Origin of the sequence: Sphingopyxis sp., from assembly GCF_040216815.1 — a bacterium.
In the GTDB taxonomy this organism is placed as follows: Bacteria; Pseudomonadota; Alphaproteobacteria; order Sphingomonadales; family Sphingomonadaceae; genus Sphingopyxis.
The window spans coordinates 217,531-230,855 of sequence record NZ_JAVJOJ010000009.1 but is presented as its reverse complement, the minus strand read 5'-3'; the positions used below and the strand labels follow the sequence as shown (position 1 = coordinate 230,855).

Genomic DNA, 13,325 nt, shown 5'->3' with positions numbered 1-13,325 from the left:
CGTTTGTCAGAGGGGCCGTTTGACGGAACCCCAAGCCAGGTCGATTAAAGGGCCGACCCATTTCCCGCCCCGTCGCCCCCGCGAAGGCGGGGGCCGCTGGAGGCATAGCGTTAAGGGTGCAGGCGGCCCCCGCCGTCGCGGGGGCGGCGTGCTATTAACCCAGCAGCTCCTGTTCGAGCTTCTTGGCCATTTCCTCGATATTTTCCGGCGGCCAGCCGGGGATATCCATGCCCAGGCGCAGACCCATCGACGACAGCACTTCCTTGATTTCGTTCAGGGACTTGCGGCCGAAGTTCGGCGTGCGGAGCATCTCGGCCTCGGTCTTCTGAACCAGATCGCCGATATAGATGATATTGTCGTTCTTGAGGCAGTTGGCCGAGCGGACCGACAGTTCGAGTTCGTCGACCTTCTTCAGGAGGAAGCGGTTGAGCTGGTTGACGTCGGACTCGTCGCTGGCCTGGCTCGGGGCCGCCATGCCGATCAGGCCGCTGTCGTTCATCGCTTCTTCGAAGTGGACGAAGACCTGGAGCTGATCCTGCAGGATGCGCGCGGCGTAAGCGACGGCGTCCTCGGGCGTCACCGTGCCGTCGGTTTCGACGGTCAGGTTCAGCTTGTCATAGTCGAGTTCCTGCCCGATGCGCGCATTGTCGACCTTGTAGGCGACCTGACGGACGGGCGAATAGAGCGAGTCGACCGGGATCAGGCCGATCGGCGCGTCGGCCGGGCGGTTGGCGGTCGCGGGGACATAGCCCTTGCCGGTATCGGCGACGAGTTCCATGTTCAGCGTCGCACCTTCGTCGAGGTGGCAGATGACATGGTTCGGGTTCATCACCTTGATGTCGCCCGACACCATGATGTCGCCGGCCTTGACGGTCGCGGGACCGGTCGCCGAAAGCTGGAGCCGCTTCGGACCTTCGCCTTCCATCTTGAGCGCGATCTGCTTGACGTTGAGCACGATGTCGGTGACGTCTTCGCGAACGCCGGCAAGGCTCGAAAACTCGTGCAGCACATTTTCGATCTTGATCGAGGTGATCGCCGCGCCCTGGAGCGACGAGAGCAGCACGCGGCGCAGCGCATTGCCCAGCGTCAGGCCGAAACCACGTTCAAGCGGTTCGGCAACGAAGGTCGCCTTGCGCTTGCCGTCGCCGCCGGCCTTGATTTCCAGGTTGCTGGGCTTCTTCAATTCCTGCCAGTTCCGGATGTTGACAGTCATGGACTTCCCTTTGCTAGTGGCGGGACGGGCAGGGGTCGGCTACCGGTCCAGCGAGAGATTTGGTACGGGCGACGTTCCGGCCGAACGCGCCCGAAAAGGCATCAGACGCGGCGGCGCTTGGCCGGGCGGACGCCATTGTGCGGGATCGGCGTCACGTCACGGATCGAGGTGATGTGAAAACCCACCGCCTGCAGCGCGCGGAGTGCCGATTCACGGCCCGCGCCGGGGCCCTTGACTTCGACTTCCAGCGTACGGACGCCGTGTTCGGCGGCCTTCTTGCCGGCGTCTTCGGCGCAGACCTGCGCCGCATAAGGGGTCGACTTGCGGCTGCCCTTGAAACCCATCATGCCGGCGCTCGACCAGGCAATCGCATTGCCCTGTGCGTCGGTGATGGTGATCATCGTGTTGTTGAAGGTCGCGTTGACGTGGGCCACACCCGACGAGATATTCTTGCGTTCGCGCCGACGAAGGCGCTGCGGTTCACGAGCCATTGTGATCTATCCTACCTAATCCTGAAGCGGGCCGGGGCTAGGGCGCCATGAAGGCGGCCACCGGCGCGGAAAAACCGGCTTACTTCTTCTTGCCAGCGATCGGCTTGGCCTTGCCCTTGCGGGTGCGCGCATTGGTGTGCGTGCGCTGGCCGCGGACCGGCAGGCCCTTGCGATGGCGCAGGCCGCGATAGCAGGCGAGGTCCATCAGGCGCTTGATGTTCATCGCCGTGTTGCGGCGAAGATCGCCTTCGACCGTGTGGTCGGCGTCGATCGTTTCACGAATCTGAAGCACTTCGGCGTCCGACAGATCCTGCACGCGGCGGCTGTGGTCGATGCCCAGCTTGTCGGCGATGTCTACGGCGGTCTTGCGGCCGATGCCGTGGATGTAGGTGAGCGCGATGATCACGCGCTTGTTGGTGGGCAGATTGACGCCCGCGATACGTGCCATTGGTAACTTTCTCCTGCTCCACAGGGCCGCTGGCAACGACCCCATCTCAAAGCGTCTGTTTTCCAACGCAAAAAACGGACCACGAATGCGCCGCTGCGCTTCGCCGTCCGGTCAGGCTGTCGGAATGGATGGGCAACTAAGCTGAGTCGTACAGAAAGTCAAGCGAAGCGCGGGGAACTGCACCGGCGCGCGGCGACTTCGCGCGGCATGGCGAGAGAGAGGCGGGCGGTCTGGGACCGGACCGGTCGGGTTCTCGATGATCGGGGTTGTCGCGATGACCGCTAGCGATCGAAACACGACCTTCTCTCATCGTCATCCCGGCGAAGGCCGGGATCTCACCCTAACGGTTTATTGCACCGACGAGATCCCGGCCTTCGCCGGGATGACGGATAAAGAAAGGTCGAGAAACCACCCCAAGGCCGACACGCTGACTATCCCGGCTGTTCGCGTCAGGACGGCGTCGTCAGCGCGACCGCGCGATCGTGCAGCCGGCCAACGACGGCGCGGTGAATGCCGGGTGCGCATGCGATCACGCCGAACGCCTGCGCGCGCGGCGTGTTGAACATGAGCGGATCGCCGAACGCATCGCTCACCGCCGCCCCCGCTTCGGTCGCGATCAGCGCGGCGGCGGCGACGTCCCATTCGAACCCCCAGCGCAAGGTTGCGACCAGATCGGCGCGATCGTCGGCGACCAGCGCCATGCGCAGCGCGATGCTGTTGGGTTTTGTGACCATGATCAGGTCGCGGTCGATCTTGGGCAGGCTGTCGGCGGGCACGCGGGCGCCGTCGAAGATCATCCGGCGGCTGGCGCGCAAGCTGTCGCCGTTCAAGGTCGCGCCCTTGCCCTTTTGCGCAACCCATAATTCGTCGAGCGCGGGGGCATAGAGTACGCCGAGTTCGGGTGAGCCGTCGACAACCAGCGCGACCGACACCGCCCAGCCGGGGCGACCGCGGATGAAATCGCGCGTGCCGTCGATCGGATCGACGCACCACATCGCGCGGCGCGAAAGCCGCTCCTTATTGTCGGCCGTCTCTTCGGACAGCCAGCCCGCCTCCGGCACCATTGCGCCGAGCACCGCCTTCAACCGAGCGTCGACTGCAAGGTCGACGTCGCTGACGGGGTTGTCGTGCGACTTGTTCCAGACGTTGACGGCCTTGCCTTCGCCGCGCCAGCGCGCCATCGCCATGTCGCCAACCTCGCGCGTCGCGGCGATCACGGCTTCGAGGTTGCGGCCGGGCACGGGTGCGCTGCCCTCAGCTCGACGCGACGGTCATGCCGTCGATACGCAGGGTCGGCGCGTTGGTCGCGTGGCGGAAATGCAGGTCGCTCGCCGGAACCAGCGCAGCAAACATATCGACCAGATTGCCCGCGACGGTGAATTCGGCGATCGGGCCGGCGACCACGCCATCGCGGATCAGAAAACCCGATGCGCCGCGGCTGTAGTCGCCCGTCACCGGGTTCACGCCATGGCCGATCAGTTCGGTAATATAGACGCCCTCGCCCACATCGGCCATCAGTTCGGCGGGGCTCTGCGTGCCGGCAGCGAGATGAAGGTTGCTTGCCGCAACGCCCGACGCGCCGCCTCCGCGGCTGGCATGGCCGGTGGGTGTCAGCCCGAGCTGCCTTGCCGATGCGCTGTCGAGCAGCCAGCCCGTGATCTTGCCGTCCACGACGATGTCGCGCGCCGCGGTCGGTAGCCCTTCGCCGTCGAAGGCGCGGCTGCGCAATCCGCGCAGTCGGTGCGGTTCGTCGCGGATAAGGATGCTGCTGTCGAAGAGCTTGTCCTTTTCCTTGCCGAGCAGGAAGCTTGTCCCGCGCGCGATCGCGGGACCGGCGATCGCGGCGAGCAGATGGCCGATGATGCCGCCGCTGACCCGGGGATCGAAAAAGACGGGCAGCTTTGCGTTCGGTGCCTTGCCGGGATTGAGCCGCGCAACCGCGCGGGCACCGGCACGCGCGCCGATCTCGGTGGGGCTTTCAAGATCGGTCAGATGATGCGCACTGTGCCAGGCATAGTCGCGCTGCATCGCCGCGCCTTCGCCCGCGATGACGCTTGCCGACAGGCTGTGGCCGCTCGCCCCGTAGCCGCCTGCAAAGCCATGGCTGGTGGCGAGCGCAAAGCGCGTGCGGCTGTGGCTTGCGCTGCCGCCTTCGCTGTTGGTGACGCCGGGAATCGCGCGTGCGGTGTCCTCGACGGCCAACGCGACCTCGCGCAGCGCCGCCGGGTCGGCCTCGCTCGCATCGTCAAGGTCGAGATCGGGCACCGGGCCCTTGAACAGCAATTCCTCGGGAGCAAGGCCCGCATAGGGGTCTTCGGGTGCCTCGCGTGCCATCGCGACGCAACGTTCGACCAGCTTGGCCAGCTCGCCGGCGTCCATGTCGGCGGTCGAAACGCTCGCGCTGCGGTCTCCGACAAAGGCGCGCAGCGAAATATCCTGCCCCTCCGACCGTTCGACGTCCTCCAGCGCGCCGAGCCGCATCGTCACCGAGGTGGCGGCGTTGCAATAATAAAGCGCATCGGCGGCGTCGGCGCCCGCCTTGGTCGCGGCGTCGCAGAGCATCTGCGCGCGGTCGAGGGCTTCGGAAACGGTGAGCATGTCCGCGCCCTATACGGCGCGCGGCAGGGCGTCAAAATCTAAAGCGACGGTTCAGCCGATGATCGCGGCGATCGCGTCGGTGGCGGCCATCGCCCCGCTGATCCACAGGAAGGGCAGGGTCAGCGCGGCGATCCACAGGCGGCGGACATCGCGGCGGAAGCGGGCGTGAAGCCCCCAGCTCGCCAGCGCCTGACGGCTGAGGTGATACCAGCGGCGTTCGGTCGAACGCGCGACGGGAAGCGCGAGCGCGAGCAGCATGACCAGCGCCACGACGGTGAAGGCGGAGGGGGCGCCGGCGGCGACCGCGCTGGTAACGAGCCAGATCTGGATGGCGGCGAAAACGAGGAGGGCGGCGGCGGCGTGCCAGGTCATTCGGCGGCCCAGGCTCCGCGCGGGCGGAACACTTGCAGTCGAGCGGCGCCAAAGGCGCGGTCCGAACGTCGATGCCATCTTGTCAGCCTCCCCGGCCGGCGATTCCCAGAAACGCCACGATTTGCCCCAAAAATTCCCAAGTCAAGACAGGTTGGCAGTGATTCGTTAAAATTCTTGCTCATTTCGTCGCGGAATCGGCACGAAATCGCGTCGGAGCATCAAATCGCTACAGATATGGCGCCAACTGGCTGGAAAAGCTTGGCAACAGAGCTTTCCGACGCTGCTCGTCGATTCCAAAGCGGTTTCCGTCGAAACCTTGCATCCGATCATGCGGCCGCTAGCGTCTATCCTGCTACGCGCTTTTCAGCACAGGGGAAATCATCGATGCGTTATCTTGCCACCTTGGCGGCGATTGCCTTGCCGCTTGCGCCCGCCCTCGCGGAAGAAGCGGCCCCGCCCGCCATCGAGCCCAGGCCCGCCGCGCTGATCGCCGACGGCGTGCCCGACGTGCCGGCCGAACTGCCCGCGGCGACGCGGCCCTATATGGAAAATCGCGGCGCGGGTTTCGCCGGATGGCACCCGGTCGACAAATCGATGCTGATCTCCACCCGCTTTGGCAACACATCGCAAATCCACCGCGTCGCGGTGCCGATGGGCGCGCGCAAGCAGATGACCTTCGAAGCCGAGCCCGTTGCGGGCGCGACCTGGGCGCCCCGGACCGGCGACATCATGCTGGTTCAGAAAGATATCGGCGGCAACGAATTCTATCAGATCTATGCGATGAAGGACGGGCGGCTGGAGCTGTTGACCGACGGCAAGAGCCGCAACAGCCTGAACGCCTGGAGCAAGGACGGCGAACTGGTCGCCTATACCTCGACGCGCCGCAACGGCCGCGACAACGACATCTATATCATGAACCCGCGCGACCCGGCATCGGCGCGGCTGGTGGCCGAGGTCGCCGGGGGCGGCTGGTTCGTCGCGGGCTTTTCTCCGGACAAAAGCTGGGCGCTGGTCGGCAAATATACTTCGGTCCAGAAATCGGACCTGTTCCGGCTCGACATCGCCAGCGGCAAATTGACGCCGATCGGCGACCATCGGAAGCAGGTTTCGCTGGGCGGCGCGTCGATCGCTCCCGACGGCACCATCTGGGCCACGAGCGATGAAGGCAGCGATTTCCAGCGGCTGGGCACGATCGACCCCGCCAGCGGCAAATTCACCCCGCGCGGGCCCGCCGAAAAATGGGACGTTTCCAGCTTTGACATTGCGGAAGACGGCAGCTTCCTTACCTATGTCGTCAACGAAGCGGGGATGAGCAAGCTGCGCCTGTTCGATCCCAACAGCGGGACGGTGCGCACCGTCGACACGCTTCCCGCCGGTATCATCGGCGGCGTCGCCATCGCGCCGTGGGGCGAGATTGGCGTCACCTTCACCTCGGCGCGCAGCGCGGCCGACGCCTACAGCATCGACCCGCGCACGCTCGCGGTGACGCGCTGGACCGAAAGCGAGACCGGCGGGCTCGACGTCACCAAGAATGTCGAGCCTGAACTGGTGAAGGTCAAAAGCTTTGACGGGCTGAAGGTGTCGGGTTTCCTCTATCGCCCCGATCCCGCGAAATTCCCCGGCAAGCGGCCGCTGATCATGAGCGTTCACGGCGGGCCGGAGGGACAGTCGCGCCCTGGCTTCATGGGGCGCAACAACTATCTGCTGAACGAACTGGGGATCGCGCTCTTCTACCCGAATGTTCGCGGCTCGACCGGCTATGGCAAAAGATTCGTCAGCCTCGACAACGGGCCGTTCAAGCGCGAAGACAGCGTCAAGGACATGGGGGCCTTCCTTGACCGGCTGGCAAAGGACGACACACTCGACGCGGCGCGTTTCGGACTGACGGGTGGAAGCTATGGCGGCTATATGTGCTACGCGGCGGCGATCCACTATGCCGACAAGCTGCGCGCGAATCTGTGCGTCGTCGCCATCTCGAATTTTGTGACATTCCTTGAAAACACGCAGGATTATCGCCGCGACCTGCGCCGCGTCGAATATGGCGACGAGCGCGTGCCCGATCAGCGCGCCAAGCTGATCGAGATTTCGCCGCTCACCCGCGTTGCGGAGATCAAAAAGCCGCTTTTTGTCGTCACAGGCGCCAACGATCCGCGTGTCCCGGCGTCGGAGGCCGACCAGATCGTCGCGGCGGTGCGCCAAAATGGCGGCAGCGCCTGGCACCTTGTCGGTACGAACGAAGGGCATGGCTTCGCGAAGAAGGAAAATGCCGACTATCAGTTCTGGGCGTCGCTGCTCTTCTGGAAGCAATATCTATTGAATTAAGATTAAGGTAGCCGTCATCCCGGCGAAGGCCGGGATCTCATCGCCGCGTCATCAAGCACCGTCGAGATCCCGGCCTTCGCCGGGATGACAATAAGTGGATTACGGCTGCGGCGGCGTCGGCAGCGGCGCGGCGTCGGCTTCGTCGGGCGTGGTCGGGGCGGGGGCGAGGCCGCTGGCCTGCCGTTCGAGCTCCTCGGCCGCCTTCTGCCGCTCGGCCAGCGCGCGTTCCTCGGCGACGACCGCGGCCTCCACCTCGGCGGCGGCGGCGTCGATACCGGCAAGACGCTTCGCGCGTTCGTCGGCGATCATCGCTTGCCAGTCGGTCTTGTCCGCGGCCTGCCGCTCGGCGCGCGCGCCTGCCAGCAGCGCCTGCGTGCAGCCGGTAAAGCCGCCCAGTCCGACGGGCGAGCAGCTGTCGGTGCCAAAGCGGCCGACGCGCTCCAATGCGACGACCTTGTTCGCCCATGCCTCGTTACGCGGGTCGAGCGGATTGCCGCGAAGCATCGGCGGAACGCGATAGCGCTCGCTTTCGGGCAGCCGGTTGCACACGACGATCTCGTCGGCGCTCGACGCTTCGCACTTGTCGTCGCCGTACACGATGACCTGATTGATCTTTTCGGCCTCGGCCGTGGCTTCCTGCGCCACGACGGGCAGAGCGGCAGCGCTTCCGGCAAGGATTAGCGCGAAAAGGGGGAGGCGGGCCATCGGATATTCCTTTTTCATTTCGGCACGGCTTGGCATCGCGACCCTGCATCGGCCATGAACGACGCGCGGCCTTTTGTATCAGATACGTTTCGAGAGCGCGATGGCTGCACGGCAACCGGTGCGGATCGCGGCACTCAGCAACGGATAGCCGGGGGCGCTTTCGGCGCCCGCGGCCAGCGCCGCCTGCTTATGTTCCAGCTCCTCGGCCCGGAAATCGGCGACCGCGTCGCTAAGTTCGGGGTCGCTGTCCCCCAATTCGTCGAGTTGCTGCCGGTAATGCCGGTCGATCTCGGTCTCGACCGCGGCGGTGCACGCCATGGCCGCGCGCGGGCCCATCGCGGCGGTGATCGCGCCCAGAGCAAATCCGGCGACATTCCAGACGGGCTGAAGCGCGGTGGGGCGCACACCGCGGCGCGCGACCATCGCGTCGAAAAATTGGCGATGCCGCTCTTCCTGCTCGGCCATATGCGCGATCTCGCGCGCCATCGGATGCCGGTCGCCCATCACCGCGAGCTGACCGGCGTAGATGCGCGTCGCGCCATATTCGCCCGCCTGATCGACGCGGATCATCGATGCGGTGCGCCTGCCAGTCTGGGTTCCGCCGGGCTTTTCCTCAGTCATGCCGCTGATGTGCGCTTGGCGCGCAGCAAGGTCAAGACAAGCGCGGCCGCCGCGAGCGAGAAGATCGCGTTGAAACCGGCGAGCGAGATGCCGAACAGCGACCATTGGACCGCGTCGCAGCGGACGAGCGGCGCGTCCATAATCGATTCGAGCGTCACCGGGCCGCCGGCGCCCGTTGCGCAGGTCGTGACGCCTTCCCAAAAGCCATATTCGACCCCGGCGTGGAAAATCCCGATCGCGCCGCTGACGGCAATCGCGACGGCCGCGAGCAGCGTCAGCGCGCGCATCGCCTTGTCGCTCCGCCGCAGCAACAGCGCGAGCAGCGCCAGCACGATCGCGGCCTGGTGCGGCCAGCGCTGCCAATAGCACATTTCGCAGGGATGAAGGCCGAAGCCGAATTGGGATACGAGCGCACCGCCATAGAGAAGCAGCGGCGCCGCAAGAGCAACGAGCGGGGCAGAGAGGCGCGATCCGAACATCAAACTGATCCTGAATTGCATCGTCATCCCGGCGAAGGGTGTTCAGAGGCACGTGACTCTGAAACACGATCTCACCCTATCGTTTTGCCGAACCGGCGAGATCCCGGCCTTCGCCGGGATGACGAAAGGAAGGGCATGGCAGGCAGCCGATTAGTTGCGCCGTGCCGGTTTCGGCGCAGGCTTGGCCGCCGCCGCCATGCGCGGCGTTCCCGGACCGATCCGCCCGATCGTCTGCAGCGCATAGTGAAGCTGGAAATCCTCGATCCCCTTGGCTTTCAGTTCGGCCGCGGTGGCGGTGAAGCGGGGATCGGCCTTTTCATCCTTTTCGATGAGGCCGTTGTCGACCTTCTTTTCGTTGATCAGGTGGCGGCGCAGGTCGCTTTCGCGGAACTTGGGGCGCGAGGCATAGTCGGGGTCGCTGAGTTGCGGCACGCGGATGTCGGGCTCGATCCCGCCTTCCTGCACGCTGCGGCCCGATGGCGTGTAATAGCGCGCGGTGGTCAGCCGCAAAGCGGTGGTGTCGCTCAGCGGCAGGACCGTCTGCACCGATCCCTTGCCAAAGCTGCGTTCGCCCATCACGACCGCGCGATGCTGGTCCTGCAACGCGCCGGCGACGATTTCGGAAGCCGAGGCTGAGCCCGCGTCGATCAGCACGATCACCGGCGCCCCGCCCGCCAGATCGCCGGGTTCGGCGAAATAGCGTTCGATGTCGCCCTTCTTGCGCCCGCGCTGCGAAACGATCTCACCGCGCTCGAGAAACAGGTCGCTGATCCCCACGGCTTCGTCGAGCAGCCCGCCGGGGTTCGAGCGCAGGTCGAGCACCCACCCGCGCGGCTTTTTGCCGAGCGACTTTTCGACCGCCATCATCGCGGCCTTGAGGTCGGTCGTCGCGTCGGCCGAAAAGCTGGTGACGGTCAGCACGCCGACATCGCCGCTGACTTCCCATTTGACGGGTTTCAGGTCGATGATCTCGCGCGTCAGCGACAGTTCCATCGGCTTGTCCTGGCCCTCGCGGACGATAGTGATCTCGATCGGCGTGCCCGGACGGCCGCGCATCTGCTCGACCGCTTCGTCGAGCGTCAGGCCAAAGATCAGTTCCTTGTTGATATGGGTGATATAATCGCCCGCCTTGATCCCCGCACGGTCGGCGGGCGTGTCGGCGGTCGGCGCGATGACCTTGACGACGCCGTCCTCCATCGTGACCGACAGGCCGAGGCCGCCATATTCGCCGTCGGTCTGGGTCCGCAGCGTGGAAAAGCCGTGCGCGTCGAGATAGCCCGAATGCGGGTCGAGGCTGGCGAGCATCCCGTTGATCGCGCCCTCGACCAGCTTCGCATCGTCGACGGGTTCGACATAGTTCGCCTTCACTTCCAGATAGACGTCCATGAAACGCGCGATTTCCTGCTGCGTTTTCGAATCGACGCTGGCCATTGCGCCCGTCGCGAGCGGCACCAGCGCCAGCGTCGAAAGCGCAGCGGCACCCTGCCACAGCGCAAAGCGGCGGCGCGGCGAGGCGGACGGGCGGGCGGCGGTGGTGTTCGAGTCGGTCATCACAGTCTTTCGCTCAGGCGAGATAAACCACGCCTTATAATCCCCGGCGCGCGATCATCCTACGCATTTTGGCGGCGGTCAAGCGCGCTATCCCGATATGGAACGTCGGCCGAATGGCCGATGGAACGCCCGCGATCAACCGATCATCGCGACAATGTCGACCGGCCGCCCGGCGCGGCGCAGCTCGACCGTGATGCGGCTGTCGTCCGATCCCGCACGGCCGACCGGCGTGCCGGCGTCCACCGTGTCGCCGACCCCCGTGGAAAGCGCGATCATCCCCGCGAGCAGCGAGATCCAGCCGCCGCCATGGTCGATGATGGCGATCTTGCCATAGCCGCGATAATCGCCCGCAAAGCTGACGCGGCCGGGGGCCGGCGCAACGACCTGCCCGCCGGGATGGGCCGCAATGGTGATGCCGCGCGACCGAACGCCGCTTTCATTGACCTCGCCCAGTCCGGTGACAATGCGTCCGACCACGGGCAGGCGGTAGACGCTGGCGGTCAATCCGGTCTCGCGCGCCGCCGGCGGGGCGATGGGCCCGGTGGCGCCCGCCGAGGGATTGCGCGGGCGCGGCAGCGGCCCTGCCAGCGCCGCGAGTTCGGCGCGCACCAGTCCATCGGCTTCCAGCGCATCCATCAGCTCGACAATGTCGCGCGCCTTTTCGCCCAATCCCAACGCGCGATCCGCCTCCAGCCGCGCGCTGCTCATCAATTCGCGCGATCGCAGCCGCCCTTCATTTTCCAGCCGCGTCAGCGCGGCGCGGCGGTTGGCAAGCTGTGCCTTGCTCGCCGCCAGCGCGTCGAGCGCGATCGCCTGCTGCCGCCGCGCGGTATCGAGCAGCGTGAGTTCGCGGCGCACCCCCGCGGTGCGCTCTGCGATCACCGGCATCGCGGCGTCGATCACCGCGCGCGCATGGACCATGTCGCGCAGCGATCCGGGCTGCGCGAGCACGCTCACGGGCGGCTGGCGGCTGAGTTGCTGGAGCGATGCGGTCAGTTCGAGCAAAGGCTGTTGTTGTTCCGCCAGACGCGCCCGGCGCGCCGACAGGCGGCGCGTGACCAGCGCGACGCGCGCTTCGCCCGCGCTGATGTCGGCTTCGGCCGACTGGATGCGCGCGGCGAGCGCTGCGCTGCGCTTTTTCAGCCGGTCGGCCTCGCTCGTGGCGGCCGCCGCCTGTTTTTCGAGCAGCGCGCTGCGCGCCATCGCCGCCGCCGACTGTTCCTTGGCATCGACCAATTGCATCCGCTCGCGCGCGGCAATCGTCCCCGGGTCGAACAGGTCGCTTTGGGCCAGCGCAACGGCACCGCCGGCCAGCGCGGCGGCCGCGGGAAGCGCGAACAGCGCGCGCCTCACTGGCGCCCCTCGCGGTGATAGGGGTGTCCGGCGATGATGCTGGTGGCGCGCCACAATTGTTCGGCCAGCATCGCGCGCGCCATCAAATGCGGCCAGGTCGCGCGGCCAAAGGCGATGACCTTGTCGGCGCCCTCGCGCTCTTGCGGTGTAAAGCCGTCGGCCGCGCCCAGGCAGAAGCGCGCCTCGCGCACACCGCTGTCGCGCCATGTTTCGAGGAGCCGCGCAAATTCGAGCGACGACATCTGCTCGCCGCCCTCGTCGAGCAGGATGGTACGGCTGTTATCGGCCGCCGCAGGCATCCGCCCGCCAGTATCGGGAAGCTCCGACATCTTCTGCGCCCAACTCACGCGCTTCATGTAACGCTCGACCAGCTCGGCCTCGGGAGAGCGCCCGATGCGCCCGCGCGCGATGATGTGCAGCAACATATCAGCCGTCTATTCGGCACAATTGATCGCGGTGCGCGCGAATATAGGAGCCGACATAATGCCGCGATTCCTGACGCGTGCTGTCGAGGTAAAACCATGTGTCGAAAGCATCCGCTGCCACACAGGAAGGTGGCTCATATTCTACCTGATGCTTTTCTACAGGCTGTATTTCGCCGTTCGACACCGCCCTATTGTACAAGGTCTGCAAAATTGTGTCGGACAATTGATCGTACAGGGCGATTTCGCGCCGCCGCGCCCATGGCCGCCATCGCGTTTTGTTGCGCGCGAGGCTGTCCAGCATATGGGCTCGATGGGCTCCCGGTTCGTCGGCTTCCCACCCCCATGGGCTTAAATCGACGGGCTGGGGGTTCGCCGGATCTCCAGCCTGCTCACGGAAAGCGGGATCGAAGCGTTCGAACAGTTCGGGCCATTCCAGTTTTGGGATGAGCCGATGCGCCAGCGCTAGCGTTTCCGTATAATTGGATATGAATTGCTCGAAACCACCGTTTGCGACTTGGCCAACCAGGTCTGCCCACATCATCAGAACCCGCTGCGCTTCAGTGAGCTGCGCATTGCCGGAATGGCCGTAGAGATTCCAGCCGGGGATGTTCATCACCGATGGTGTATGGATCAAGCCTTCGCCGGTCAGCCACCAGCCGGAATCGACATAGGTGGCCCGCTCCTCGAAGTCTTCGGGCGTTAAAGTTGGACGCGTCTCCACGGGCGTCGCGTCACCGGCGCTCACGG

Annotated in this window: 14 protein-coding genes; 1 reads left to right on the top strand and 13 read right to left on the bottom strand. The window is 65.7% G+C overall.

Features of this window, described 5'->3' with window-relative positions; all coding sequences use genetic code 11:
• Positions 1–154: 154 nt before the first annotated feature.
• The 6 genes from RIA72_RS11665 to RIA72_RS11640 all read right to left on the bottom strand — a co-directional run bounded on the left by RIA72_RS11665 (position 155) and on the right by RIA72_RS11640 (position 5,122).
• A complete protein-coding gene (locus RIA72_RS11665) occupies positions 155–1,213 on the bottom strand; it encodes a DNA-directed RNA polymerase subunit alpha (RefSeq protein WP_350032225.1) in 1,059 nt (352 codons plus the stop codon).
• Positions 1,214–1,314: 101 nt separating this feature from the next.
• Positions 1,315–1,704: a 30S ribosomal protein S11 gene (rpsK, locus tag RIA72_RS11660; protein ID WP_003040416.1), complete on the bottom strand. Its 390-nt coding sequence runs from the start codon at positions 1,702–1,704 to the stop codon at positions 1,315–1,317.
• 79 nt (positions 1,705–1,783) lie between these two features.
• Positions 1,784–2,152 carry a 30S ribosomal protein S13 gene (gene rpsM / locus RIA72_RS11655; protein WP_120219119.1) on the bottom strand — a complete coding sequence of 123 codons (369 nt, stop codon included), beginning with the start codon at positions 2,150–2,152 and terminating at the stop codon, positions 1,784–1,786.
• A 449-nt stretch (positions 2,153–2,601) separates the two neighbouring features.
• Positions 2,602–3,393, bottom strand: a complete 792-nt coding sequence (locus tag RIA72_RS11650; protein ID WP_350032224.1) for an inositol monophosphatase family protein — start codon at positions 3,391–3,393, stop codon at positions 2,602–2,604.
• A gap of 13 nt (positions 3,394–3,406) precedes the next feature.
• Positions 3,407–4,750, bottom strand: coding sequence for a TldD/PmbA family protein (locus RIA72_RS11645; RefSeq protein WP_350032223.1), 1,344 nt, complete (start codon positions 4,748–4,750; stop codon positions 3,407–3,409).
• 51 nt (positions 4,751–4,801) lie between these two features.
• Complete coding sequence (locus tag RIA72_RS11640) at positions 4,802–5,122, bottom strand: hypothetical protein (RefSeq protein ID WP_350032222.1); 321 nt, start codon at positions 5,120–5,122, stop codon at positions 4,802–4,804.
• A gap of 384 nt (positions 5,123–5,506) precedes the next feature.
• On the opposite strand from RIA72_RS11640, the gene RIA72_RS11635 reads away from it, so the two are divergent.
• The gene (locus RIA72_RS11635; RefSeq protein ID WP_350032221.1) at positions 5,507–7,444 is read left to right on the top strand and encodes a S9 family peptidase; all 1,938 of its coding nucleotides are present in this window, start codon (positions 5,507–5,509) and stop codon (positions 7,442–7,444) included.
• Positions 7,445–7,543: 99 nt separating this feature from the next.
• Here the strand turns inward: RIA72_RS11635 and RIA72_RS11630 are convergent, their stop codons facing one another.
• From RIA72_RS11630 to RIA72_RS11600, 7 genes are all read right to left on the bottom strand, one after another.
• Positions 7,544–8,149 carry a hypothetical protein gene (locus RIA72_RS11630; protein WP_350032220.1) on the bottom strand — a complete coding sequence of 202 codons (606 nt, stop codon included), beginning with the start codon at positions 8,147–8,149 and terminating at the stop codon, positions 7,544–7,546.
• A 78-nt stretch (positions 8,150–8,227) separates the two neighbouring features.
• Positions 8,228–8,770 (bottom strand): demethoxyubiquinone hydroxylase family protein, encoded by a 543-nt coding sequence (locus tag RIA72_RS11625; RefSeq protein WP_350032219.1) that lies wholly within the window; start codon positions 8,768–8,770, stop codon positions 8,228–8,230.
• Positions 8,767–9,249: a disulfide bond formation protein B gene (locus RIA72_RS11620; protein WP_350032218.1), complete on the bottom strand. Its 483-nt coding sequence runs from the start codon at positions 9,247–9,249 to the stop codon at positions 8,767–8,769. The genes RIA72_RS11625 and RIA72_RS11620 overlap by 4 nt, the downstream gene beginning before the upstream one ends.
• A gap of 150 nt (positions 9,250–9,399) precedes the next feature.
• Positions 9,400–10,800 (bottom strand): S41 family peptidase, encoded by a 1,401-nt coding sequence (locus RIA72_RS11615; protein WP_350032217.1) that lies wholly within the window; start codon positions 10,798–10,800, stop codon positions 9,400–9,402.
• A gap of 135 nt (positions 10,801–10,935) precedes the next feature.
• On the bottom strand, positions 10,936–12,153 hold the full coding sequence (locus tag RIA72_RS11610; RefSeq protein WP_350032216.1) for a murein hydrolase activator EnvC family protein: 1,218 nt from the start codon (positions 12,151–12,153) through the stop codon (positions 10,936–10,938).
• The gene (locus RIA72_RS11605) at positions 12,150–12,578 is read right to left on the bottom strand and encodes a 23S rRNA (pseudouridine(1915)-N(3))-methyltransferase RlmH (protein WP_350032215.1); all 429 of its coding nucleotides are present in this window, start codon (positions 12,576–12,578) and stop codon (positions 12,150–12,152) included. The genes RIA72_RS11610 and RIA72_RS11605 overlap by 4 nt, the downstream gene beginning before the upstream one ends.
• A 1-nt stretch (position 12,579) precedes the next feature.
• Positions 12,580–13,323 (bottom strand): DMP19 family protein, encoded by a 744-nt coding sequence (locus RIA72_RS11600; RefSeq protein WP_350032214.1) that lies wholly within the window; start codon positions 13,321–13,323, stop codon positions 12,580–12,582.
• Positions 13,324–13,325 lie beyond the last annotated feature (2 nt).

Coding starts and splice junctions, on each gene's coding strand:
- RIA72_RS11640 (WP_350032222.1), bottom strand. CDS start 5,122: ATGACCTGGCACGCCGCCGCCGCCCTCCTCGTTTTCGCCGCCATCCAG.
- RIA72_RS11615 (WP_350032217.1), bottom strand. CDS start 10,800: ATGACCGACTCGAACACCACCGCCGCCCGCCCGTCCGCCTCGCCGCGC.
- rpsK (WP_003040416.1), bottom strand. CDS start 1,704: ATGGCTCGTGAACCGCAGCGCCTTCGTCGGCGCGAACGCAAGAATATC.
- RIA72_RS11630 (WP_350032220.1), bottom strand. CDS start 8,149: ATGGCCCGCCTCCCCCTTTTCGCGCTAATCCTTGCCGGAAGCGCTGCC.
- RIA72_RS11620 (WP_350032218.1), bottom strand. CDS start 9,249: ATGTTCGGATCGCGCCTCTCTGCCCCGCTCGTTGCTCTTGCGGCGCCG.
- RIA72_RS11625 (WP_350032219.1), bottom strand. CDS start 8,770: ATGACTGAGGAAAAGCCCGGCGGAACCCAGACTGGCAGGCGCACCGCA.
- RIA72_RS11605 (WP_350032215.1), bottom strand. CDS start 12,578: ATGTTGCTGCACATCATCGCGCGCGGGCGCATCGGGCGCTCTCCCGAG.
- rpsM (WP_120219119.1), bottom strand. CDS start 2,152: ATGGCACGTATCGCGGGCGTCAATCTGCCCACCAACAAGCGCGTGATC.
- RIA72_RS11635 (WP_350032221.1), top strand. CDS start 5,507: ATGCGTTATCTTGCCACCTTGGCGGCGATTGCCTTGCCGCTTGCGCCC.
- RIA72_RS11645 (WP_350032223.1), bottom strand. CDS start 4,750: ATGCTCACCGTTTCCGAAGCCCTCGACCGCGCGCAGATGCTCTGCGAC.
- RIA72_RS11665 (WP_350032225.1), bottom strand. CDS start 1,213: ATGACTGTCAACATCCGGAACTGGCAGGAATTGAAGAAGCCCAGCAAC.